The organism is Chelativorans sp. M5D2P16 (assembly GCF_034427935.1).
In the GTDB taxonomy this organism is placed as follows: domain Bacteria; phylum Pseudomonadota; class Alphaproteobacteria; order Rhizobiales; family Rhizobiaceae; genus Chelativorans.
Window position 1 is genome coordinate 257603 of record NZ_JAXQNM010000003.1, and the last position, 24916, is coordinate 282518.

The window sequence follows — 24916 nt, forward strand, 5'->3', positions numbered from 1 at the left end:
CCGCCTCCCTGCGGCATTTTCCTTCCCGCACCCGCGGTGGCCGCGCAGCATGACATTGAACGACATGCACCCGCCCTCGCCGAATTCCGCTGAGACCCTCCTCCGATCGGTTCGAACACCGATGCGGCAACATAGCGCATCGACCGCGCGGGAAGTCAACCATGCACGACATCCGCCCGGCGACGCGGGTATCTTGAATTAAATTGAACCGTTCGGATTTGCGAAAGCGCAAGGGTTCGCGCGCCAGACTGCGGTGCCGGGGCGGTCGCAATGATGGTGAGAGATGCAAAGCGATTTCACGGCCGCGCGCGAATTGCTCGAATGCGCCCATGACAAGCTGTGCGGGTCGGATAAGACCAGCACCACCGTCCGCGCGGCGCTGGACACCCTCATCGAGGCCGTTGCCACGGCCGAGCACCAAAAGCCGCCGGCGCGCGTGATCCCCTTCCCCAACCAGGCACGCTGACAGCGAAATGCATCGGCGACTTCGCCACAGAATCACTTCCGCCGCTACCGGTCGGGTCAGACGCGCTTTTTACGGATCGGAACGGCGGAGGCGTTCCTGCCGGCCAGCCGCGCAAGGACGTCGAGTGCAGCGTCACCGGTGAGGGGTTTCGTGATCATCAGCGCCTGGCGGAAAGCTTCGGGCAACTCGTCGCGCCCGTAGCCTGTCAGGAAGGCGAAGGGGATGTCGGCGCGCGTCAGCGCGGCCGCGAGTTCGTCCACCGGGTTACCGTCGAGATTGGCATCGAGAAACGCCACGTCGAAACCGCCCGCGGCGATGTGTTCCCGTGCTTTTTCGAGTGTTGCAGCCGGCCCGACGACCTTGCAGCCCGCCTCTTCCAGCGTGGCGGCGACTTCCAACGCGATCGGCGCCTCGTCCTCGACGATGAGAACGCGCGCGCCCCGTGCCCGGGACGGTTTGGACTGCGCAGGGACTGCCGGCACGGGCGTCTCGAGTTGCCGGGGGGTCCAGAAGGCGCCACTTTCATCGGTCCGCTCCGAGACCGGCAGCACGATCTCGCAGAGCAGTCCCTCGGCGCGATAGGAAAGCGAAACCTCGCCGTCATGCGCAGCGAGGCTCTTTGCAATGAGCGTCGTGCCAAAGCCGCGCGTGGTCGGAACCTTGACGGGCGGGCCGCCGCTTTCCTTCCAACGCAGGAGAAACCTGCGATCGCCGTTGGTCTCTACACTCCAGCGCACGGACAACCGGCCGGTCGGAACCGACAGCGAGCCGTATTTGCGCGCGTTGGTGCCAAGTTCGTGCAACACCAGCGCCAGGTGCAGCGCGGGCTGCGGGTCGAGCGTGATCGCCGGACCGGAGAAGGTGATGCGTTCGTCCTCCGCGCCGCCGATCAGGAGCTGGTCGCGCAAGAGCGACAGGACATCGGCGCCCTGCCAGGAGTTGCGGGTCAGAAGGTCGTGCGTATGGGCCAGCGCCTGGATGCGGCCGCTGAAGCTGGCGGCGAAGGCGGCCGGGTCCCTGGCCAAGCGTACCGTCTGGTTGGCGATCGACTGGACCGTGGCCAGCGTATTCTTGACGCGGTGGTTGAGTTCGCTGATCAGAAGACGCTGCAGTTCCTCCGCGCGCTTGCGTTCGGTGATATCGCGCGCGACCTTCGAGGCGCCGACGATGCGGCCGAACCGGTCGTGCACGGGCGAGACGGTGAGCGAGACGTTGATGCGCCGGCCGTCCTTCGCGACACGCTCGGTCTCGAAATGCTCGAGGCGCTCGCCGCGCCGCAGCCGCGCCAGGATGTCATCCTCCTGGCTGTGCAGTTCCGGTGGGATGATGCGCGTGATCGGCTCCCCGATCATCTCCTCGGGGTCATAGCCGAAGATGCGTCTTGCGCCTTCGTTCCACGTCTGGACGATGCCTTCGAGAGTCTTGCTGACGATCGCGTCGGAGGAGGAGGAGACGATGGCCGCCAGATGCGCAGACTCCAGCTCGGCGCGGTAACGGTCGGTGATGTCCACCAGCACGTTGACCGCGCCGGTCATCTTGCCATCCCTGCTATAGAGCAGCGTCGGATATGGCACGCAGCGCACGCGCGTCCCGTTCGGCTGCATGGCGATCAGCTCGGCGCCTTTGACGGCCCGTCTTTCCCGAAGAGTCACGGCCATCGGGCACTCCTCATGGGGCAGCGGGGTGCCGTCCGGCTTGAACAGCCGCCAGGTCACGCACCACTTGTCCACCCCGATCTCCGGTTCCCGTCCCGCCAGCGCGACGGCAGCGGGATTGCAATAGGTGATCGTGCCTTCGGCATCGGTGGTGTAGACGGCCATCGGGAAGGTTTCGAGCACGTCGCGGAAGCGCTGCTCACCTTCGAGCGCACGCTCCTCCGCCTCCATGGTCCGCGTAACATCAAGTGTCGAGCAGCGGGTGCCGACGAATTTCCCGTCTCGGAAGCGCGCGCTCGAGGTGATGTGCACATGTCGGATGGAGCCGTCCTTGGCGCGCAGCCGGGCGGGATACCGGTCCAGGGCTTCGCCGCGGAAAAGCCGGGACAGGATATCCTCGATCACCGGCCCGTCGACGTGAAACTCCGAAATCGCCCGGCCGACATATTCCTCGCTGGTATAGCCGAGCATGTCCAGTTCCGCCCGGTTGGCGCGCGCGATCACGCCGTCGGCGTCGACGATGTGTAAACCGATGCCGGCATTCTCGAAAAAGTCCTCCAGTTCGTCCTTGTTGTCCTGGAGCGCATGGTGGACGCGCTCGAGCTCGCTGATATCCTGGAAGCAGTTCACCGCGCCGACGAACGCGCCGTCGGGATCGAACAGCGGTTCGATGTTGACGAGAACGTGCCGGCGCGTGCCGTCCGGCCGTTCGACGAGGACGTGTTGATCACGCGCGGGCACGGCGATGCGCAGCACGTCCGCCATCGGTGTCTCATCGTGCGGCAGGGGCGTGCCATCGGAGCGGTACAGCTTGTGCGCGCCGCAGAAGCGCTCTTCCGTCTCGCCGATTGCCGGTTCGCGTCCCCAAAGCTCGGCCGCCCGGCGGTTGAACTGCCGGATGAACCCGTCCCGGTCGCAGCAATAGATGCCGATCGGAAGGCCGTTCAGAAATGCCTCGGATCCGAGCGCTCGCCGCATAGCCGTTGCCGCCGGACTGAGTCCGGAGTCGTTCATCGCACTTCCCCCTTCAACCACGCCGATTGGTCCGAACGAGTTCGCCGCGCCTTTGTTCCCTCTCCTTTTAGCGCCGGATGCCTTTTTCGCAGAATGCCCGTCTTTCGGAAAAGTTCAAGGCGCCGGCAGACCGCCGGCTTACAAAACACCCCAGGCGCGGTAGCGGCCCCGGCCGGTGATCTCGCGCACGCCGAGCTCACCGATGAGGTTGAGCGCGCCGCGCTGGGTGACCTTGAGCTCGGCGGCGATGAGCGCGGTGGTGACGACCGGGCGCGACAGGACCAGTTGCGCCAGATGCGGCAGGTGCGAGTGGCGGCGCTTGGTCTTCAGCCGCCTTTCCATCTGCGTCGTGGCGAGCTCCAGCCGGTCGATCTCTTTGAGGCCGGCCCGTGCCGTCTTTTCCAGCGCATCTAGAAAGGCGCGACAGCGCACCCCCGGGTCGGGACTGCGCCGCTCCGCGCGCGGCACCTCGCGCAGGCCGACGGCGAGGGCGGGCAAATGCGCCTTTGCCTTGTCGCACCTGCGCAGGAGCGCGGCGACCAGCAAAGGGCCCAGCCAGTGCTGGCGGTCCAGCGGCCGGAGTGTTTCCCACGCGTCCCAGGCAAGGAAGGCGGTGACGACGGGTGGCAATTCCTCCCCTTTCAGGGCGACGAGCCGCGCACGCCATTGTTCGACAAGCGCCTCCTCGTCATGGTCGGGGTCGCGCAACAGCGCGAAAGCGGCGGGCGAAACCTCCGCCTGGCCGGGATCCGGCTCGGCGGCGGGCAATGGCCAGGGTGCCACAGCCGGTGCGAAGCCCTCATCCCTTCCTGTCGGCTCCTGTCCCGCTCCGGCCAGGGATTGACCCGCCCGGGCCAGGACGGCATCGATCTCGGCCAGTTCATCCGCGAGCGCGTCGTTTTCCGCCGCCTCTGCGCCAAGTGTACCGGCATCCCCCTCTAAAAGCTCCGCTTTCGGGACTGTCGGGGCTGCACCCCCCTCCCCTTCCCGGCGCCTCAGCGCGGCAAGCCCCCCTGACGAGAGCGCCCAGCCCGGCGCCCGGTCGGCGATGCGGCGTCGCGTACGCAAAACGTCATGAGCACGGGTGATCTCGTGCGTCGGTGCCCGTGCATCCATGCGACCGTCATGGAGCACCAGTTCCTCGACGTGGACGAGTTCTCCGTCGAGCCACAGCGCGGCCGCCGCGTCGGCGAAATGCTGCCGGGCGCGAAAGCCATCGCCGCAGGGGCTGTGGGCCACCCGCGTGTCGAGACGCGCCAGGAGATCCTCTGCCCGCGCCAGTGGCTGCAGGACGTGCATGAGGAACTGATCGAGCGATTCGCGGCGCATGAACCGGAAAATAGCACATCATTAACCAGAAGCTAACTGGCTGTTTGCTTCCGTCACTCGGGATCGGCCCAGGGCACCCCTTTCCGGATGTGCGGGTTCCGGATCAGCGGCATTTGCCGCCGCTTCCTTCCGCAGTCGGGCGGAGAGCAAGGCACGCAGCATCGGCTCCGGCGAGAAGCCGCCGATCGCGGCCCGCTTCGAAAGGCTGCGCAGATATGCGCCTGGGGATTTCAGCTCCTCCGCCCGTTCCAGCATGGCTGCGATCACGATGGCCGCATCGATGTCCCCCATGGCATGGCGCGCCTGAAACCAGGCTTCGCCGGAGATGCCGAGCATGGTGCGCACGAGATCTGCTGCCTTTGCGAGATCCCGCCAACCCAAAATGCCGCCCGGCGTGTAATCAGCGATCCCCGGACAAGCGGCAAGGACGGAGGAAAGGGCAACCGCGGGCTGCGGCGCGGGTGTTTGTTTCGGCTCTGGTCCGGCGGGGACCTTTCCGCGTTGACAGCTGTCAACTTTGCCGGAGGAGGTGTCGCACGGGCGGTCGGCGGATTCAGAATCTAACATATTATACTTATAAGATTCTTCTGAATCGGACCTCTCTATATGGCGCTCATTTTGCGCGTCATTGGCGCTCACTTTTCGGGCGTCGGCGCCTTTCACGGGGGTTTCATCCGCGCCGTTGACAGCTGCCAACTCCGGGGCCGGTGCGGTCGATAGCCACGCTTTCTCGACCTCCGCACGCAAGGCGACGAGCTGCGCCTTGCGTGCTTGAAGCGTCTCGGCGCCGGTGTTGCGGCCGAGACGGCCGGAAAGCGCGGCCAGGCGCTCCTCGAACCGGGTGAGGTCGAGAGCCCTTCCCTCCGCGCGCGCTGTCCGCAGGAGGGCTGAGATATCGCGCAGATGAATGGTCACCTCGCTTCTGAGCGCACGGATGGCAGCGGTCCGTGCGCGCGCTTCCGCTGCCAGGCGGGCGATCTCTCCTGCCCGGACGGCGAGCGGCGAAAGGTCGAAGCCGAAGGCGGTCTCGATGCGGCCCTCGGCGTCGCGGCAGGCAAAGCGCTTGCCGTTGGCGCTGTCCCGCCGCAGGACCAGCCCCGCCTCGACAAGGGCGACCAGATGCCGCCTCAGCGTCGCCGGCGCCATGCCGCGTGTGCGCAGGGAAAGCTCCGCATTGGATGGAAAGACGATGAGCGGACGGCTTGCATCGAGCCTGCGTTCGGGAAAGAAGCTCACCAGCGCTTCCAGGACGACAATGGTCCGATCCGACAGTTGAAGTGCTGCGCGCGCCTCGGTGACGGCGCGAATGAGTTGCCATTTGTCATGGCCGTCTTTTCCGCCCTGCTTCGAAGGCTGGGCTTGCGCTGCCGCACCCTGATCACGCAACGCCTGGCGGGCCCGAATCACCCGTTCGCTCACCGCAAATTGGGCACGAACCAACCCTTTCCCGCCAAATGGCGAGACGGCAAATCTCTCCGACATGTCTCCTGCCTTTCAATAGGCAAGAAAAAGCCGTCACCGGAGCGCGCCGATGCTTGACATTACCGGTCGGAAGTGATTCTTTCAGATTGCTACATCGAAAGGGGCTTCCGGAATGGCGACGTTCTGGGGGCCTTTTTCTTGCGCGGTTTTCCTCTTCGCTGACTTCCTCTCTTCACTCCGATCTCCGCCGCGGCCGGGCCGCCGGCGGTATGGCTATTTCTTCACGTTGCGCTCCTTCTCGAAGCGGCCGGCCAGCTCCGGCAGGCGCTCGGCAATGTAATCGGCAAGCCCCGGCCAGGCCGCTTCGTCGAACTCCAGCTTCGGCCTTCTGCCCGTACGCAGATGCGCCAGCACCCTGCCCTTGCCGTCCGCGATCTGTCGCGGCGTCTGTCTTTCCGTGCGTGCCGCCTGTCGCCGTGACACCCGTTCGAAGACGCGGTTGAAGCGCTGGTCCGTGGAAAGCTGCCTGAAACCTTCCGATGTGATCTCGTCGTCGGCGATCACCTCGGCGGCTTCGCGCTTCAGGAGTTCGGCCAGTGCCATCCAGCGCTCGCGGCCGGCCTTCGGCGCGGGGCCGATCGCCGCGGCGATGCGGCCGGGCACTGCGCCGGCAACGGCAAGCAGGCGGGTGATGTCGGCCTTGTGAACGGAAAGCGCGCGCTGGGCGACGCTGCGGTCGAAGCCGTAGCGGATCAGCGCCTGGGCGAAGAAGGCGCGCTCGATGAAGGAAAGATTGCGTCGCTCGCTGTTCTCCTTGCCCTGGGCGAGCACCAGTTCCTCGTCGGCCAGCCGGCGCACGACCGCCATGACCGGCTGATTGAGCCGGGCGGCAGCGCGCACGCGCCGATGGCCGTAGGCGACCTGATAGCGCTCCGGCTTTTCGGGATGCGGACGGACGAGCACCGGCACCTGCTGGCCGTTGTCGCGCATGCTTTCGACCAGCGCCTCGAAGTCCTCGTTGCCCGTTTCCTCACCGCTCAGGCGATCGCGCACCGGCGAGGGATCGATCAGGTCCGGCGCGATCTCGACGACGCGTTCCCCCTTGGCGAGACTTTCCTTGATGGCGCGCGCCTCGTCGATCTCGCGCGACATCGTGTCGAGCGAAAGCCCCATCGCCTTGACGGCGCCGGAGGCGCTGCGCGGCGGCGTGGCGGATTTCGTCTCTGGCGCGGGTTCCGCCGGTGCCGGCCGGGGCTCGGCGTCGGCGCGCTGGGAAGAGGCTTCGCCGGGCAGGGGCCCGCCGCCGAAAAGCGCCTTCAGGTGGTCCTTGCGCTTGCTCATGCGCCGCCTCCCTGATTGCGGCCCCAGGCCTCCAGCATGAGGCCCTCGATCTCCGTGTTGACGGCTGTCAACGCCTCCATGGCGCGGTCGTAGGTGGTGCGGGTGAAGCTGTCGCGGCCAACTTCGTATAGCGTCTGCTTGGTCAGGCCGGCGTCGGAGATCGCCGTCGACTTGACCATCGGCGCCGTCAGCACCCGCTCGCCGAACTGCGAGCGCAGGAAGCCGACGATCTGCGTCTGCGGGCCGTCATTGGGCTCGTAGCGCGTGACGAGGTAGCGCAGGAAATCGAAATTGAGCGTACCGCCCGCCGCGCGCACAACCGACAGAAGGTCAGCGGTCATGTAGAGGAACTGGCTCATGGACGCGACGTCCAGCATCTGCGGATGCACGGTGACGATGACCGAGGTGGCCGCGCACAGCGCCGAGAGCGTCAGAAAGCCAAGCTGCGGCGGGCAGTCGATGACCACCACGTCATAGTCGTCCGCAACACTCGCCAGCGCCGCCTGGATGCGGGCGAAGAAGAACCCGTCCGGGCCGGAGCCCGCCTGCCGCTCGGCCAGCATGCGTGGGGTGGTGTGCTCGAATTCGTGCAGTTCCAGATTGCCGGGAACGAGGTCGAGCCCGTCGAAATAGGTCTTGCGCAGGATCTCCGACAGCGGCCGACGCTCATCGTCATAGCGGATCGCGCCGTAAAGGGTGTCGTTGCCGGACAAATCGATTTCCGGCTGGTAGCCGAAGAGGGCGGAAAGGGAGGCTTGCGGGTCGAGGTCGACCGCCAGCACGCGATAACCGGCAAGCGCCAGATGCTGCGCCAGATGGGCGCTGGTGGTGGTCTTGCCGGAGCCGCCCTTGAAATTGGTGACGGCGATCACCTGGAGATGCTCGCTTTCGGGCTCGCGCCATTTCACATAGGAGCGGGCCTTGGGCAGGTTGCCCTTGGCGCGGGCCTGTTCGGCCAGATGCCGGCGCAGGGCGTTGATGTCGGCCAGCGAATAGAAGCGCCGCCCGCCCGAACCCGTCTCCGGCTGCGGGCCCTCGCCGGCGATCGACAATTGGCGCAGATAGCCGTCGGAGACGCCGATCAGCCGCGCCGCTTCGCCGCTGGTGAACGTGCGCAGCGCCTTCTGTGAGGCGGGAGGGAAGACGCGGTCGCGCAGCACACGCAGCTGGCCCGACAGAAGCGCCGCATCGGCGGCGATGCGTTCGTCGGCTGCCGGTGTCTGCGCCTCCGTCCGTCCCGCATTCTTGTTCAACATTCGCCTTCCTCCGGCCTTTCTCCTGTCCGGCGGCGGCAAAACCCACCCCGCCGGTCGACACCCGTCAACCGAACACAGCTTACCGGCACGCAACGAAGCGGGGATAAATTTTCCCCGGGCCGCTCACAAAACGGCAACCCCTCTACGCACCGCTACACTAACGCGATTCGCCCCGAACGGGCGAGCCGCCTACGCCGGCCACCGGACATGCTCCCGAAAGGGCGCTCACCGGGAAAAACCGGCACTAACGAGGCAAAGCCGCCATTGATGGCTTTTGCAATCGGTTACGCTATGGGACCTCAAAGGCGGCTTTTTCCGTAGCTATTGGAATAGCCCCTGCCGATTCCGTCAAGAAATTTTTGGTTAACAAGAGGTTAACGCGTTCCGGCCGGTGCCGGAACGCGCGGAAAGCCATTGAATTTACGGGGAACTTCCGGGGAGGGGAGGGCGCGCGGGGCTTCGTCCGATCCTCGCAGCGCGCTTGCTAAAGTCCGTGCATCACCTCCGCCGTGATCTCGAAGGAGCGCAGCCGCGCCCTATGGTCGTGGATCTGTCCGGTGAGAATCACCTCGTCCGGCCGGTAGCGTTCCAGGAAATCCGCAATCGTCCGGCGGACCGTCTCCGGCGATCCGGCGGCGGTGCAGGACAGCGCGTGGTCGATCGCCGGCAGCATGGCGGGATCGATTCTTTCGGAAATTTTATCCACGGGGCGGGGCAGGGGACCTGGCCTCCCAGTACGCAGATTCGCGAAGGCCTGCTGCATGGAGGTCTTGAGGTAGAGTCCCTCCTCGTCCGTCTCGGCGGCGAAGGCGTTGAGCGCCAGCATGAAATACGGCTTTTCCAGATGGGGCGAGGGACGGAAGGTCTGACGGTAGACGGCCAGCGCCTCGTCGAGGGCTGCCGGCGCGAAATGCGATGCGAAAGCGTAGGGAAGGCCGAGTTGCGCGGCAAGCTGCGCGCCGTAGAGGCTGGAGCCCAGGATCCAGACAGGCACGCGGGTGCCGGAACCGGGGATGGCGCGCACCTTCTCGTCCGGTTGCGACGTGTCGAGATAGGCGATCACCTCCTGCACGTCGCGCGGAAAGCCCTCGCCCTGGTCGAGCCCGCGCCTCAGCGCGCGTGCGGTCGCCATGTCGGTGCCGGGCGCCCGGCCGAGCCCGAGATCGATGCGGTCTGGGTGGAGCGTTGCCAGCGTGCCGAACTGCTCGGCCACCATCAGCGGCGCGTGGTTGGGCAGCATGATCCCGCCCGCACCGACACGGATGCGCTTTGTGCCCGCGGCCACATGGGCGATCAGCACCGCCGTGGCCGCGCTGGCGATCCCCGGCATGTTGTGATGCTCGGCAAGCCAGAAGCGGTTATAGCCCCACGCCTCGGCACGGGTGGCAAGGTCGGACATGTTGGCGAGTGCGTCGGCGGCCGAGGCGCCCTCGGCGATGGGGGCGAGGTCGAGAAGCGAGAAAGGCGTCATGGCGGGCTCCATCATGGCTGGTCCCGTCCATATGGCCATGATCGATGACCCGCCCAAGGGTGGAGGATAGACGAAGAGGCCCGTGCACGGCGGAAGCGCCCAGTCCGAGTAACGGAAGAAAATGCCGACTTTGCTTCCAGATAAAAGGTGCCGCCGCGCGGCCGCAGGCGACGAAGGGGCGGGCCAACAGAGTGGGTAAGATGAGCGACGTTCGTCTCCAGGGACGTCATCCCGGCCGAACGAAGCGAAGCGGAGAGAGGGCCGACATCCATTCCCCGGTGCTTTCACCGGCGAAACCGTCCCGGAATGAATCCCGGACAGCCTGCGCTGTCGCTATGGCTTCCGGGATGACGATCTTGCCTGTCTCATTCGTCAACGCAGCAAGAAAGCTTCTCACATGCGTTTGCCCTGCCGGCGCAAAAGACCGGCTCAACGCCAGCGGGCAAGCCAGCCGAGCCCGTCCTCCGTCGTTCCCCGCGGTCGGTATTCGGCGCCGAAATGGCCCTGATACCCGCTTTCCGCCAGTGCGGGCAGCAGCGTGGCGTAATCCACGTGGCCATGGTCGGGCTCGCTACGGTCGGGCACGGCGGCGAACTGCACGTGGCCGATGAGGGCGCGATGGGCGGTGAATTCCTCCAGCACCGGCTTGCCGGACCGCCCGACATGATAGCAGTCGAACATGATGCGGATATTGTCGCGGGCCGCCTCGCCGATGAGCCTTGCGGCCAGCGCGTTGTCGGTCAGGAAGTAGCCCGGCACGTCATGGCTGTTGAGCGGCTCCAGAAGGATGGTCGTCTTCATCGGCGCTGCCCGGTCGGCCGCGTAGCGCAGATTGCCGATGAAGGTGGCGCGGGCATCCGGATGGTCCGTCTTGCCCGCCATGACGTGGACCGACGCGGCGCCGATCTCAGCCGCGTAGGCGAGCGCCCGGTCGATCGCGGCGCGGGCGTCCTTCTCTCGGCCGGGCAGGGCGGAAAGGCCGAACTCTCCGGCCTCCGGGTCCCCACGCGTCGTGTTCAGGCCGAGAACCGGCAGCGCGCTTCCGGCCAGCGCTTGCCTGAGGAGCGCGGGCTCGACCGCATACGGCCAGTGCAGCTCGACTGCGTCGAAGCCCGAACGCGCCGCCGCGCGTACAGCCTGGGGGAGGGGCCGTTCGTTCCAGAGGAAGCCGAGATTGGCCGAAAAGCGGATCCTCATCATCCTCAATCCGATTCGATGTCGATATGGTCACCAGACCGCGGACGTCTTCCGGCCTCCGCATGTCGGGAGTCGTGTCGCAGCGGGGAGGGCGCTCGGTGGCGTAGCCGGCCGGAGGTCATGCCGGATACGCCTGCCGAGCGGATCTGAATGCGGCGGCGCGTCAGGCGCGCCGTGGCCCGCGCCTCACAGGCCGTAGCAGTTCGCGTAGAATGTCACGGTCGCGGGCCAGTCGGAGAACATGCCGACGATCCCGACGTCCTGCGCCAAAACGTGCAGCACGTTGTAATAGTCCGCATCGCTGTCGATCACGTCCTCGACCGACTGGAAATACCAGCCGCCGCCATCGGCAAGCGGCCCGGAGCGCTCGAGCGACCAGGAGATTATGGTGAGGCCTGCTTCCTTCGCCGCCTCGGCATAGGCCGACGGGACGATTTCTCCGGCCTCGTTCGTGGTGATGAGCATCCAGATCGGCGGCGCGATGTAATTCACGCCCATGTCGGCCAGCTCCTGCATCGTCGGCTTGAAGGACGCGGGATCGTTCGGATCGATCAGCCCTTCGTCATCGTCCGACGCTTCGTAGCGGTCATCGAGATAGACCGCCTGTTCGCCATATGCGGTGTTGTCGATCCAGTATTGGATGTCGCTCAGGTTGAAGCTCTGCGGCCAGACGTCCTCCGGCGGCACGCCGGCCGCCTCATATTCGTCGACGAGTTTTTGCGCGTAGTCTTCCTGGCTGAAGCCGTCGAAAGGCATCTCGACCGAGGGGGCCTTCAGTTCGGGCGTGAACTTGGCGCCGAGCGACTTGAAGAGCTCAATCGACTCGGCGTGCGTCATCAACTCGGCGCCGTCGGCATAAAGCGTCGTGCGGAAAGGCGCCGTGCCGCCCAGAAAGGCCTCTGCCGTTTCGGCTGTCGGGTCCGAGGAGTCCATCTTGGGCTTGAGCGTCCTGAATTCCTCGAGCGTTATGTCGGAGGTGCGGCACTCGGCCGTGGCTTCGGTCTCTCCCGAGGCCGGCGTGAAGGGCTGGGTGCACTTTGCGTTCAGGTCGGTGGTCACGATGTCGGTCGTGGTGTGGAGATCGTTCTGCGCATGCCGGCAGACGAGTTCTTTGTCCTTGGTGAAGGTCACGTCGCATTCGAGGATGCCGGCGCCCTGACGCGCCGCCGCGAGGTTCGACTGGACCGTATGCTCGGGGAACATGAGCGGCGCGCCGCGGTGACCGATCGAAAAGTCGGTCCGCTCGGGCGTTTGTGCCAGGCAGCCGGACAATTTGTCCTTCAGCTCGCCCTCTTCGAGCTTGTCCACCAGATATGCCGGACGCTGGCCATAACTCATGGCCGGATCGCCGACCGCGCTCGTAGAGACGAAGCCCGTCGCCGGCAAGGCCACGGCGAGCGACAGCAAGAAAGCCCGTTTCATGGTTTCTCCTCCCATTTTTGAAGACATAAAATGTTGAAATGAAGCGCCCCAACGCTTCCACGACAAGGACATCAAAAGCATTGTCCTTGGCGGCGTCCATGAGACGGAGCAAGCCATCGCGTCCGAAAACCGAGGCGCCCGATCTTGCGCGGTCTTCAAACGTGCCCACAACCAAGAGATCGTGTTGCTCGGCATGCTTCTGACAGAGCGCTATCTGATCATCGATGGAGCGCTCATTTTGAAGGTCGGTCGAAAATCTGGCGTAGATTGCCGCTCGCTTTTTCATCGCATGCGCTCCTTATCAGATCCAGCGCATGATCTTCTCGTGCGGCCAGACGCGCAAGTACCCGCGCAAGCTTGAGAATTGCACCGTCAGAATCTCCGTTCAAGTCCTCCTGTGCGTGAGGCGCTGATCCAGCTTTCTCATTGGAAGAGCTTCCTGTTGAGCTATCGGAAGATGCGCGAGCCATGTACTAAAATGAGCAGCATAGCTGGCGATTTCGGTAGGGGTTGTCAGCCAATTTGGTCCGACATCAGGCACGGTCAATTTGCTAAAATTGGCCGTGTTTGGCCTGTGCCTGCGCCAGGTTCACCAGTGACCAAGTGTACGTAAGGGCATATTCATTTGCTATCCGTTTGGTGCGGGCTTTTCGCATAAGCAGCGGATAGCGTGATTGTGCCGAGCGACGCATGAACCAGTTTTTGCTAGGCCGCAACAGAGGTGAGTATTGTCATTTGCAGGTTCAAATCCTGCCCCCGCAACCACATCCTACGCTACACTATCCCAGAGTGGCCGAAAGCTGCGATCTGGTTTGCTAGAGCACTACGCTCTGCAGAACGCAACGATAACAGGCGCGTAGCAGCTTTTCCGCTTTGCGCGCGCTCTCGGACCTCAAGCCATGTTGGCAGACCTCCAAAAGCCGACGATGCCTACGACCCATCCAATTATTTCGGCAAATGCGTTCCAATCCCGTCTCATCCGCCGACTGCCTCGGCCTAAGAGCCTCCAACAAGCTGTGGTCGGTTGACCGGCTCGAGGGCCGTCAGCCGCGACAGACTCGCCAGTGTTGCACGCGGCTGACGGTGGCCGCAAGACGCGGTTCTCGAGCGCGATGTGACTCTCGGTGGAACGCTGGCGGCGCAGGGCCACAATGCAGTGAGCCGCCGTCGGATCGTGAATAGCGGACTTCGTCCTGGGCCGTTACGTTCGGGCGTGCTCCTCGGCCTTAAAGCGCTCGACCCCACGCGCGATGATCTTCGGGGACGCACCATCGCTCAGCAACACGTGCCTCGATGACCGACAGCGCCATCTCGTCTCGACGCCCCGGGGCGTCAGACGGCATCTGAGCGAATAGCAAGCCGTGCACCGTTGCAGCAGTCTGCGCGCCGCGCGGTGGCGCTGAACCAGTTAGCGTGACGAAGAACATACGTTTTCATGGACCGCAATCTGGGGCAGACCTATTCCGGTTCACGCGGACGAAGCGGGCGCCGTCAGTTCTTTCCGTTTCTCCGAAACAACAGGAAGCCGAATGAACAACAACGCTGAACTCGAACAATCCGACCGCGGCTATCCGACAGGCATGGTCCTGTGGCTTCTTCGTGCGGAAGCGCTGGCGGTGTTCGCAGCAAGCACCGCGCTTTTCTTCTTGTCTGGCGGAGAACTCTGGGTGTTCGCGATCCTGTTCTTTGCACCCGACCTCAGTCTTGTCGGCTATGCGGCAGGCAAAAAGGAAGGCGCAGTTCTCTACAACGCTGTCCACAGCTATGCCCTTCATTCCGTTCTGGCCGTCGCCGGTGTTCTGACCGGCCTGGCAATTCTCTGGCAGATCGCCCTGATATTCGTATCCCATGCCGCCTTCGATCGGAGCCTGGGCTACGGGCTGAAATACGCTGCCGGCTTCCGCCACACCCACCTCGGGCCGATCGGCAAGTCTGCCCCCAAGCTACAGCTGAATTCGCTCAACGAGGAGAAGTAGGATGGAAAAGCCGGAATTCATCGTCACGCCGGGTTTTGGCGAGACCTTTCGCAACAACCTGCACTTCTCGACCGCCGTACGGATTGGGAACCGCGTGGAGACATCCGGCCAGGGCGGATGGAACGACGATCTGGATATTCCAGAGGCGATTGAGGACGAGATTACCACAGCGTTCAACAATATCGCCCGTGTTCTGGCGCAGGCCGGCGCGTCCTGGCGTCAGGTCGTCCATGTGAACACCTACCATGTCGGCGGCTTTCCGCCCCTCGTCAACGAGACGATCGTCCGTCTGTACCGGCATCATATGCCGGACCATGCGCCGATCTGGACGCAGCTCGGCGTCGAGGCGCTGGGGCTCCCCGCGATGCGCTTTGAAATGCGAGTGACCGCCATCATCGACTAGGATCGCTTCCGTCGACCCGGCGATCTGAATCGGAAATCCTGGTCAGGGCGGCACCGCAGCTTCAAGTCGGCAAGAGCCCGCAAGATTGGCACCTTCATAGCAGTTTCTGCGCCGCAGCAATCAAGCACGGGCACTAGAGTAAGCCTCCTAACGCCGACCTGCCTGTAAGCCGCGCGCCACCCGATGCCTCTGTGGCAGCGGTGCTTGCAACCCGCGCCAGTCCTTCAGTGCCGGCTGGAGCTTAGACCTCAAGTATCTCACCGGAGATCGATCCATGGGCCAGCTTCACCCTTACATCCTTTCACTGGTCGTCGGTCTCGGGATCGGCGTGGTCTACGGCCTGGTGTCGGTCCGTTCACCGGCTCCACCCATTATCGCCTTGCTTGGTCTGTTGGGAATGCTTGCAGGTGAAGCGGGTGTCCAGTGGTTGAAGGGCCATGCGAACCTCGTCCAGGCGGTCCTGCACGAAAAATCCTTCGCCCATCACGGCGCCGACGAGGTAGCGAAGAAAGGCGACGCCGCCTGAGGCGCACCAATCCGTTCTCCAATCACATAAAAGCGAGCGCAGATGTCCAGCAAACTGGAAGTCCTAACCCCTCAGAACAGCCAGCTTATCTTCATCGATCAGCAGCCGCAGATGGCCTTCGGTGTCCAGTCCATCGATCGGCAGACCCTGAAGAACAACGTCGTAGGCCTCGCCAAGGCGGCGAAGGCCTTCGGGATTCCGACGACGATCACGACGGTTGAGACCGAAAGCTTTTCGGGGCCGACCTTTCCCGAGCTGCTTTCGGTGTTTCCCGAGGCTCCCATCCTGGAGCGTACATCGATGAACTCCTGGGATGATCTGAAGGTCCGTGAGTCTTTGGCGGCCAATGCCGCCGACGGGCGCAAGAAGATCGTTGTGTCGGGTCTCTGGACCGAAGTCTGCAACCTGACCTTCGCGCTCTCCTGCCTCGCCGACACCGACTACGAAATCTACATGGTGGCCGACGCCTCGGGCGGGACGTCGCTCGACGCGCATAACCGCGCCATGGACCGCATGGTTCAGGTCGGGATCGTCCCGGTGACCTGGCAGCAGGTCCTCCTGGAATGGCAACGCGACTGGGCGCGGCGCGACACATACAATGATGTCATGGCGATCGTGACGGAGCATGGCGGCGCATACGGCATGGGGGTCGATTACGCTTATACCATGGTCCACAAGGCTCCCGAGCGCGCGGCGCACGGCCCGGTCGTCGCGCCTAAACCGGCGGCCTGAATGATGTGATCGGGCTGGACCGGCCGCCCCGCCGGAAGCAGCCGCCGGGTCTGCGCGCACGGGCGCAGCCTTGTTCCCACGCTAGCCGTCGCATCGCCGTCCGCTTTTCGACGATGCGGCTGCGGCTCGTTGCTCGCGGATTCGATGTGCTGCGAAGGAGAAAACCATGACCGCCAACGATCTGATCGTCGTCAACGCCAAGGTGACGACTCTTGATCGGCAGAACCCCTCGGCCGATGCGATAGCCATCCGAGACGGCAGGTTCGTTGCCGTGGGCCCAGAAGCCGACGTGCGCGCTTCCGCGCCAAACGCCGAGGTGATCGACGCGAAGGGGCGCCGGCTCATTCCGGGGCTGATCGACAGCCACACCCATGTGATCCGCGGCGGGCTGAACTACAATATGGAGCTTCGCTGGGACGGCGTCCCATCGCTTTCCGATGCGATGATGATGCTCAAGCGGCAGGTCGATCGCACCCCCGCGCCGCAATGGGTGCGCGTTGTCGGTGGCTTCACCGAACACCAGTTCGCCGAAAAACGGCTCCCGACTCTCGAAGAAATCAATGCGCTCGCGCCGGATACGCCCGTCTTCATTCTGCATCTGTACGATCGCGCACTGCTCAACGCGGCCGCCTTGCGTGTGGTCGGCTATACGAAGGACACGCCCAATCCTCCCGGCGGCGAGATCGTCAGGGATGGCGCCGGCAACCCCACCGGCCTGCTGCTGGCGCAGCCCAATGCGACGATCCTCTATTCGACGCTGGCCAAGGGACCGAAGCTGGATCCCGAGTACCAGATCAATTCGTCCCGCCATTTCATGCGCGAGTTGAACAGTCTTGGAGTGACCAGCGTGATCGACGCCGGCGGGGGCTTCCAGAACTATCCTGACGACTATGAGGTCATCGAAAAACTTCACGCTGACGGCCAGATGACGGTCCGCATCAGCTACAACCTCTTCACCCAGAAGCCAAAGGAGGAGCTCGCGGACTTCTCCTCCTGGGCAAAGCAGGTCTCGCCCGGGCAGGGCGACGAGGTCTACCGCCACAACGGCGCCGGCGAGATGCTCGTCTATTCCGCAGCCGATTTCGAGGATTTCCGCGTCGAGCGGCCGGATATGCCGCCAAACATGGAAGACGACCTGGAGCCCGTCATACGTCTCCTCGCAGAAAACCGCTGGCCCTGGCGGCTCCACGCCACTTACGATGAAACGATCGATCGTGCGCTCGACGTGTTCGAGAAGGTCAATCGCGACGTTCCGCTGCAGGGGATCAACTGGTTTTTCGACCACGCCGAGACGATCAGCGACCGTAACATCGACCGTATCGCCGCCCTCGGCGGCGGCATTGCCGTGCAGCACCGCATGGCGTTCCAGGGCGAGTACTTCGTCGAACGCTATGGGGCGAAAGCCGCCGAGCGCACGCCGCCGATCCGCCGGATCATGGAAGCAGGCGTTCCGGTTGGAGCCGGCACTGACGCCACCCGCGTCGCCAGCTACAATCCATGGGTCTCGCTGTCGTGGCTCGTGACTTCGAAAACCGTTGGTGGCCTCGCGCTCTATCCGCAGCACAATCGCCTCGACCGCGAGACCGCGTTGCGGTTGTGGACCGAAGCGAACACCTGGTTTTCCAATGAGGAAGGCAGGAAAGGCCAGATCAAGGCCGGGCAGCTCGCTGACCTCGCCGTGCTGTCCGGCGATTACTTTTCCGTGCCGGAAAGCGACATCGTCCACCTGCGATCCGTTCTCACCATTCTCGGCGGCAAGGTCGTGCATGGAGACGGCGAATACGAGCGGCTCGCACCGGATCTTCCCGCTGCGATGCCGCACTGGTCGCCGGTCGCCACCTTCGGTGGCTACCACAAGACGAAGGAAGCCCGCACCAAGCTGATGATGAATTGTGGTTGCAGCAATTTCTGCACGGTGCATGGCCATGACCATGCCGCCGCTCTTGGCACGCAGCTCCCAGTCTCCGACGCCCGCACTTTCTGGGGTGCCCTCGGATGCGGTTGCTGGGCCGTCTGACCTCTGCAGCCACTTCGACGCGCGCCAATGCGATCTGCGCCGTCTGCCACGCGCCTGACAGGAACAATGCGCTGAGATCTCCCACCAAGGGTGGATGAAGGGAATGGTCATGAGCGAACTACGGCAAGAGATTGCAGCTGAAACATCCGGGCCGCTGGGTTTCCCGGTTTTCCGGGCTCTGTGGATAGCGACCATCGTCTCCAATGTCGGCACATGGATGCACGATGTCGGCGCTGGCTGGCTGATGACTTCGCTGTCGCCAAGCCCGTTGCTGGTTGCGTTGGTTCAGGCGGCGACGACGCTGCCGATGTTCCTGCTTGCCCTGCCGGCCGGAGCGCTGGCCGACATCATCGACCGGCGCAAGATGCTGCTGACGGCTCAGCTGCTCGGCCTATTCGCAGCGGCTATGCTGGCCTTCCTGACATTCTACAACCTCGTCACGCCCGAAGTGCTGCTGGCCGGAACCTTCATGCTCGGCATTGCCGCGGCGCTCAGTGCCCCGGTGTTCCAGGCAATCGTGCCTGAGCTGGTGGACAAGCAGGCCCTACCGGACGCCGTTGCGCTGAACAGCCTCGGGGTCAACATCTCACGCGCCATCGGACCCGCGCTCGGCGGCGTCGTCGTCGCGCTTGCCGGCACCTCGGCCGTGTTCGCGTTGAACGCGCTTTCAGTGGTGGGCGTTTTGGCGGTGCTGTTCACCTGGAAGCGTCCTGAAGCCGTTCACAATCTCCCACCCGAACACTTCTTCGGGGCACTGAAGGCCGGCTACCGCTACACGCGGCATTCTCCGGCGATGCGTCTCGTGCTGGTAAGGGCGGTGGGCTTTTTCGTGTTCGCGAGCGCTCTCTGGGCAATGCTGCCGCTCATCGCGCGACACGGACTTGGCCTGGATGCAGCCGGCTACGGAGTTCTTCTTGGCTGCATGGGCGCGGGGGCGGTGCTGGGCGCGATCCTGCTGAAGCGATTGCGCAAAGCGGTTTCCGCCAACACGATATCCGCCGCGGCCACACTGCTTTATGCGCTGGCGATGCTGGGGCTCGCTCTGGTCTCCAATCCGTGGATTGCCGGTGTCGTCTTGTTCGCCGCCGGCCTCGCCTGGATCGGCATGCTGACATCGCTCAACGTCGCCGCTCAGATGGCCTCTCCGGGATGGGTGAAGGCACGAGCGCTGGCCGTCTACCTGCTGGTATTTCAGGGCGCGATGACTGGCGGAAGTGTGCTGTGGGGCTCGCTCGCTTCAAGCACCAGCGTCGCCACGGCGCTGGTGGTCGCGGCCGTCGGACAAGCGGTGGCGCTGCTCCTCGCTCTCTACTGGCGGCTGCCGCAGGATTCGGCCAGCGATCTGGCGCCCTCGAACCATTGGGCGGAACCGGTCGTCTCCGTCCAGCCGGCAGGGGATCGCGGTCCCGTTCTTATCGAGATCGAATATCGCGTAGACCCTGCACGCCTGGCCGAATTTGTCGCTGCATTGCGCAAATTCCATTCTGTAAGACAGCGCGACGGAGCGATCCGCTGGGATGTATGGGAGGATGCGGCCGAGGAAGGGCGCGTGGTCGAAAGCTTCGTCGTCGAAAGCTGGATTGAGCATCAGCGCCAGCACAGCCGGGTAACGCGTACCGACCAACTCGATCAGGAAATGATAAACGCGTTCCATGTCGGTGATCAGCCGCCACTGGTACGTCATCTGCTGCGTCCGGCCTGACCGACAGAACGCCGAATCAAACGACCTTTTCACACCGCCGGCTGGCGACGGGGCCTCATGCCTGCGCTCGGCACCCTGTTTTTCGCGGCAGGAGATTGCCCGCAAGATCGGCACCTGGAAAGCAGCTTCTGCGCCGCGAAATGTGTGCCCGCTCGCTATGCTTCAAATCGTGAAGCAATGAACCGCTCGCGTTCAAGGTGGAGCACGAGCAGACGCGAAAGCCGCCTGCCTCTCAAGCCGGAGGCGATACCACCGCCGCGAGGCCCTATTCCCGCGCGGCAGAGCCCCACCGACCACCACGGAGAAATGCAATGGCAACCATCACCACATCAGACGGCACCACCCTGTTCTACAAGGATTGGGGGCCGAAGGACGCCCAGCCGATCATGTTCCACCATGGCTGGCCGCTCAGCGCCGACGACTGGGACAACCAGATGCTGTTCTTCCTCTCGCATGGCTATCGCGTGATCGCGCATGATCGCCGCGGCCATGGCCGGTCCGACCAGACCGACTTGGGCAACGACATGGATACCTATGCCGCGGACGTGGCCGAGATCGCCAAGGCGCTCGATCTGCGCGACGCGGTACACATAGGCCATTCGACCGGCGGCGGCGAAGTCACGCGTTATGCGGCGCGCGCCGAACGCGGCCGTGTGGCCAAGGCCATTCTGATCGCCGCGATCCCGCCGGTGATGGCTCAGTCCGACGCCAACCCGGACGGCGTTCCGATGGAGGTCTTCGACGGGTTGCGCTCCGCCCTGGAGGCAAACCGCGCGCAGTTCTACCGTGATCTGCCGAGCGGACCCTTCTATGGCTTCAACCGGGAGGGTGCGAAGGTCAGCCAGGGCCTGATCGACAATTGGTGGCGCCAGGGCATGAGCGGCGGCGCCAAGGCGCATCATGACTGCATCGAAGTGTTTTCGGAGACCGACTTCACGGAGGATCTGAAGGCACTCACCGTTCCCGTGCTGATCATCCATGGCGAGGACGATCAGATCGTGCCGATCGAGAACGCGGCTCAAAAGGCGATCAAGCTCGTCAGGGACGGCACGCTGAAGACCTATCGCGGCCTTTCTCACGGCTTGTTCGCCACGCATCCGGATGTGGTAAACCCCGATATGCTGGCCTTCATCCGCGCCTGACATGCCTTCGCAATAGATGAACGGCGGTCGCGCCCACCGCGACCGCCGAAAGCGCAACTCCGTACGTCTCCTTCGCACCGTCGCTGGCGCGAGGTTACACTGCCGGAAAGACGCGGCTTTCAGCGGGAGTTTGTTCGGCGCCGTCGGAAGCGTTGGCAATCGGTGCTCGGAGCGCAAAGATAAGGCATGAACCATGAATGTCGTGAGGATCGCGATCGCCGGTTTCGGGGGAGTGGGCCGCGCGACGGCCAATCTTCTCCTCGCCCGCCGCGCTCGCTACCGGCAGGTCCATGGAGCGAACATTCGCCTCGTCGCGGTCTGCGGTTCGCGATCCGGACTGGCCGACGCAAGTGGTCTCGAAGCGGAGCGCCTGGATGCGCTCGAGCCGGGTCTGTCGGGCCCGGCATTCATCGAGGCGAGCGGCGCGGACATTCTCATCGAGGCGGGGCCGAGCGACTTTCGCACCGGCGGCCCCGGCCTCGCCTATATCCGTTCCACCCTCTCGGCGGGGCGCGACGCGATCGTGATATCCAAGGGCGCACTGGTCCACAGCGGACCGGAGTTGCTGGCCCTGGCGCGATCCTCGGGCGCGATGCTGAAACTCAGTGGCGCAGCGGCGTCCGCGCTGCCGACGATCGACCTCCTCGAGCACAGCCTGAAAGGCTGCGAGGTGCTCGAAATCGAGGGCATACTGAACGCCACCACCAACTACCTGCTCGATGCGATGATGAACCAGAACCTCGGCTTCGACGAGGCGCTGGCGCGCGCCCAGGCGGGCGGTTTCGCAGAAGCCGACCCGCGCAACGATACCGAGGGCTGGGACACCGCCAGCAAGCTCATCCTCATCGCCAATTTCGGCCTGGATGCCGCCCTGACGATGGACCATCTGGTCGTCGAGGGCATTCAGTCCATTGCGGCGAGCGATATCGAAACGTGGAGAAAGCAGCGTCTCGTTCCCAAGCTCGTCGGGAGCCTCATCCGGACGGACGGCGCGACGCGGGCGGCCGTTGGCATCCGCACCTACCCGGCGGCCGATCCGCTCGCGCATGTGTCGGGAAAGAACAAGGCGATCCGGATCACCACGGACGCGATGGGCGAGACGATCGCCATCGGGTCCGGAACCGAGCCGCTCGCCACAGCGGCCGCCGCGCTCAAGGATCTCGAACACATCCTGACGGCAAGAGCGGCTGGGGTCACTCAAGGTTCAGGAGGAGAAGCATGACAGGCAGGACCGCGCAGGCCATTCGCCATATCGGCTTCGAGGACCTGGGCAGCTTCGCGGTCCCGTTGCAGGAGGCCGGCTACGACATCGAATATATCGATATCGCGGAGCGCGATCCGGCGGCGCTCGACCCCCTCGGCCCCGATCTCCTCGTGGTTCTGGGCGGCCCGATCGGCGTTTACAACCACGATGCCTATCCGGTCGTCACCAGCGAGATACAACTGCTGCGGGTACGGCTCGCGGCCGACCGGCCGACGCTTGGCATATGCCTCGGCGCGCAACTGATGGCGGCAGCCCTCGGTGCGCGTGTCTATCCGGGTGCGGCCAAGGAGATCGGCTGGTCGGCACTCGATCTGTCGGACGCGGCCGCGCCCAATCCTCTCGCCGTGCTGCGCGACGTTCCAGTGCTTCACTGGCATGGCGATACGTTCGACCTGCCGGAATGCGGCACTCTCCTCGCATCTACCCCGCTCTGCGCAAACCAGGCCTTCTCGCGCGGATCGAATGTGCTCGGCCTCCAATTCCACCCGGAAGTTCTGGGCGCGAGGTTCGAGCACTGGCTTCTGGGCCACGCCAATGAACTAGTCACAGCAGGTATTAGCCCCATTACGCTGCGCCGCGATGCTCGGCGCTATGCCAGCAGGCTTGAGCAAGCCGGCGCGGCCCTCTTGACCAGTTGGCTGTCGCGCCTGACACGGTAGTTCCTTGGCAAGCCTTTGCCTGCAGGGCGCCGCCCGTGACCAATCACTGCAACGCGATGACACGTAGCGGATCGCGCACTGCCCGGCGATAATCGGTCGGGCTCATGCGTTGATGCTTGACGAAGACCCGGGCCAGCACCTGGTTCGAGGAATATCCCACCTCTTGGGCGATCTCGGTGACTGGAAGGTCCGTCCTCTCAAGGAGTTCGCAGGCTTTCTCCATCCTCAGTCGGGTCAGATAGACCCGCGGCGGCACGCCGACGCTCTGCTTGAACATGCGTGCGAAGCGGAAAGGAGACAGCCGCGCCTCGGCTGCCAGTTCGTCGAGGCTGATGTCTTCGGAAAGCCGCTCTCGCATGAGGTCCAGACAGCGCCGCTGTGCCCAGGGGGCCAATCCTCCGCGCTCCGAAGCGAGCGGCGAGCCAGCCAGGCGGCAAAGCTCGGCCAGGATCTCGCAACCGGCGGCTTGCGCCAAAAGTCGCGACGGCGCGCCCTCCTCGTGGCAAAGGCGCCAAAGTTGGCGCTGCGCGGACCGGATGTTGGACGAGGCGAACGTACCGCGATGCAACGCGCCGAAATCGAAAGAGGAGGCCCGATCCGGGGTGTCCTCGAAAAACCGCCTCCAGTAGGCGGTCGAAAACGTCATGGAGCGAATCTGGTGGTTTCTGTCCACCCTGACCGAGTTGGCGAAGTTCGGCGCTGCCAGCAAGAAGTCGCCTTGGTGGGTGGTCGTACTGAAGCGACCCGAGCCAAGGTCTGCGTCCAGGCCAAAGCCGCCGATCAGATCGTAGTGCAGGACGAGGTCCGGCACAGCGGGATCCGACATTTCGACCGCGGGCATGGCGGTCTCCATCAGATCGAGAAAGCCGCCGGGGGACTTGATCGTGCGTACATAGGACGCAAAGGGGCCCTCACGGAACCACTGGGTGAAGGAGGAGTAGCGCGGCGGCGTCATTGTCATGCCTCTGCCGCCGCGAGCGCAGTCTCTTGCGCGTTCAGAAAGATTTGGCGCGCCGGATCGCGGACTGCGCGGCGATAGTCGGAGGGGCTCAAGTGCCGATGCTTGATGAAGACCCGGGCAAGCACCTGGTTAGAGGAGTAACCGACCTCTTGGGCGATCTCGGTGATCGGAAGGTCCGTCTGTTCGAGAAGCTCGCAGGCTCTCTCCATCCTCAGTTGTGTCAGGTAGACCCGTGGCGGAACGCCGACGCTCTGCTTGAACATGCGTGCGAAGTGAAAAGGAGACAGCCGCGCCTCGGCTGCCAGTTCGTCGAGGCTTATGTCTTCCGAAAGCCGCGCCCGCATCAGCTCCACGCTGCGCCTCTCTGCCCAAGGGGCGAGGCCGCCCTTGACTTGCCCGAATGGCGCCCCGCCCAATCGGCAGAGCTCGGCCAGGATCTCGCAACCCGCAGCCTGCGCCAGCAGCCGCGACGGCGCGCCCTCCTCATCGCACAAGACCCACAGGTTCCGGATTGCCGATCGGATAGAGGGCGAGGCGAAGGTCCCCATACATAGTTTCTGGTAGTCGACAGGGAACCGCCCCTCGGCGGCTTCATCCAGAATGGACTGCCACTGCGCCAACGGAAACGACAAGCTGCGAAGCTCATGAGCGGCGTCAACAATGACCGTATTTGCGAACCTCGGAGCGGAGAGAAAAAAGCCGCCCTTTTCGCTCCTCGCATCGAAACGCCCCCCTCCCATATCGCCGCTGACGCGGCTGCCACCATGCAAATCTTGATAGAGGACGATATCCGGGACGGCGGGGTCGGACATGTCCCCGGCCGGCTGCGCGGCTTCAAGCAGATGAATGATACCACCTGCCGACTTCTTCGTGCGCACATAGCTCGCCAGGTGACCGTCGCTGTACCATTGGGCAAAAGAGCTATAGGCAGGCACGCTCATGCTGTGTCTCCAATGCTATC

Annotated in this window: 20 protein-coding genes and 1 pseudogene; 10 read left to right on the forward strand and 11 right to left on the reverse strand. The window is 64.2% G+C overall.

What is annotated here, in order from left to right:
- The first annotated feature begins 283 nt into the window (after positions 1–283).
- A complete protein-coding gene (locus SIN08_RS02040; protein WP_322449823.1) occupies positions 284–466 on the forward strand; it encodes a hypothetical protein in 183 nt (60 codons plus the stop codon).
- A gap of 56 nt (positions 467–522) precedes the next feature.
- On the opposite strand, the gene SIN08_RS02045 is transcribed toward SIN08_RS02040, so the two are convergent.
- The 9 genes and pseudogenes from SIN08_RS02045 to SIN08_RS02085 all read right to left on the reverse strand — a co-directional run.
- Positions 523–3135 (reverse strand): PAS domain S-box protein, encoded by a 2613-nt coding sequence (locus tag SIN08_RS02045; protein ID WP_322449824.1) that lies wholly within the window; start codon positions 3133–3135, stop codon positions 523–525.
- Positions 3136–3273: 138 nt separating this feature from the next.
- Entirely contained in the window at positions 3274–4464 is a 1191-nt protein-coding gene (locus SIN08_RS02050) for an RHE_PE00001 family protein (protein ID WP_322449825.1), read from the reverse strand.
- 21 nt (positions 4465–4485) lie between these two features.
- Positions 4486–5946 carry a plasmid replication protein RepC gene (repC, locus tag SIN08_RS02055; protein WP_322449826.1) on the reverse strand — a complete coding sequence of 487 codons (1461 nt, stop codon included), beginning with the start codon at positions 5944–5946 and terminating at the stop codon, positions 4486–4488.
- Positions 5947–6159: 213 nt separating this feature from the next.
- Entirely contained in the window at positions 6160–7227 is a 1068-nt protein-coding gene (gene repB, locus SIN08_RS02060) for a plasmid partitioning protein RepB (RefSeq protein WP_322449827.1), read from the reverse strand.
- On the reverse strand, positions 7224–8483 hold the full coding sequence (repA, locus tag SIN08_RS02065) for a plasmid partitioning protein RepA (protein WP_322449828.1): 1260 nt from the start codon (positions 8481–8483) through the stop codon (positions 7224–7226). The genes repB and repA overlap by 4 nt, the downstream gene beginning before the upstream one ends.
- 484 nt (positions 8484–8967) lie before the next feature.
- Complete coding sequence (locus SIN08_RS02070) at positions 8968–9954, reverse strand: LLM class flavin-dependent oxidoreductase (RefSeq protein ID WP_322449830.1); 987 nt, start codon at positions 9952–9954, stop codon at positions 8968–8970.
- A gap of 429 nt (positions 9955–10383) precedes the next feature.
- Positions 10384–11154 carry a hydroxypyruvate isomerase family protein gene (locus SIN08_RS02075; protein WP_322449831.1) on the reverse strand — a complete coding sequence of 257 codons (771 nt, stop codon included), beginning with the start codon at positions 11152–11154 and terminating at the stop codon, positions 10384–10386.
- 183 nt (positions 11155–11337) lie between these two features.
- Positions 11338–12573: a glycerophosphodiester phosphodiesterase family protein gene (locus tag SIN08_RS02080; protein ID WP_322449832.1), complete on the reverse strand. Its 1236-nt coding sequence runs from the start codon at positions 12571–12573 to the stop codon at positions 11338–11340.
- A gap of 52 nt (positions 12574–12625) precedes the next feature.
- Positions 12626–12859, reverse strand: a pseudogene (locus SIN08_RS02085) (recombinase family protein); the annotation flags it as partial.
- 1243 nt (positions 12860–14102) lie between these two features.
- Between SIN08_RS02085 and SIN08_RS02090 the strand changes: the two are divergent.
- The 9 genes from SIN08_RS02090 (at position 14103) to SIN08_RS02130 (ending at position 22994) form a co-directional block, all read left to right on the forward strand.
- The gene (locus SIN08_RS02090) at positions 14103–14549 is read left to right on the forward strand and encodes a DUF4260 domain-containing protein (protein WP_322449833.1); all 447 of its coding nucleotides are present in this window, start codon (positions 14103–14105) and stop codon (positions 14547–14549) included.
- 1 nt (position 14550) lies between these two features.
- Positions 14551–14952, forward strand: a complete 402-nt coding sequence (locus tag SIN08_RS02095; RefSeq protein ID WP_322449834.1) for a RidA family protein — start codon at positions 14551–14553, stop codon at positions 14950–14952.
- A 274-nt stretch (positions 14953–15226) separates the two neighbouring features.
- Positions 15227–15478 carry a DUF1427 family protein gene (locus SIN08_RS02100; RefSeq protein ID WP_322449836.1) on the forward strand — a complete coding sequence of 84 codons (252 nt, stop codon included), beginning with the start codon at positions 15227–15229 and terminating at the stop codon, positions 15476–15478.
- 42 nt (positions 15479–15520) lie between these two features.
- Positions 15521–16210 (forward strand): hydrolase, encoded by a 690-nt coding sequence (locus SIN08_RS02105; protein WP_322449837.1) that lies wholly within the window; start codon positions 15521–15523, stop codon positions 16208–16210.
- Positions 16211–16376: 166 nt separating this feature from the next.
- Positions 16377–18227 (forward strand): amidohydrolase, encoded by a 1851-nt coding sequence (locus tag SIN08_RS02110; protein WP_322449838.1) that lies wholly within the window; start codon positions 16377–16379, stop codon positions 18225–18227.
- 109 nt (positions 18228–18336) lie between these two features.
- Positions 18337–19929: an MFS transporter gene (locus SIN08_RS02115; RefSeq protein WP_322449839.1), complete on the forward strand. Its 1593-nt coding sequence runs from the start codon at positions 18337–18339 to the stop codon at positions 19927–19929.
- A 311-nt stretch (positions 19930–20240) separates the two neighbouring features.
- The gene (locus SIN08_RS02120) at positions 20241–21071 is read left to right on the forward strand and encodes an alpha/beta hydrolase (RefSeq protein ID WP_322449840.1); all 831 of its coding nucleotides are present in this window, start codon (positions 20241–20243) and stop codon (positions 21069–21071) included.
- A gap of 193 nt (positions 21072–21264) precedes the next feature.
- Positions 21265–22293 carry a homoserine dehydrogenase gene (locus SIN08_RS02125; protein WP_322449841.1) on the forward strand — a complete coding sequence of 343 codons (1029 nt, stop codon included), beginning with the start codon at positions 21265–21267 and terminating at the stop codon, positions 22291–22293.
- Entirely contained in the window at positions 22290–22994 is a 705-nt protein-coding gene (locus tag SIN08_RS02130; protein WP_322449842.1) for a glutamine amidotransferase, read from the forward strand. The genes SIN08_RS02125 and SIN08_RS02130 overlap by 4 nt, the downstream gene beginning before the upstream one ends.
- A 43-nt stretch (positions 22995–23037) precedes the next feature.
- Here the strand turns inward: SIN08_RS02130 and SIN08_RS02135 are convergent, their stop codons facing one another.
- Positions 23038–23949, reverse strand: a complete 912-nt coding sequence (locus SIN08_RS02135) for an AraC family transcriptional regulator (protein ID WP_322449843.1) — start codon at positions 23947–23949, stop codon at positions 23038–23040.
- 2 nt (positions 23950–23951) lie between these two features.
- Entirely contained in the window at positions 23952–24896 is a 945-nt protein-coding gene (locus SIN08_RS02140; protein ID WP_322449844.1) for an AraC family transcriptional regulator, read from the reverse strand.
- Between the last annotated feature and the right edge of the window lie 20 nt (positions 24897–24916).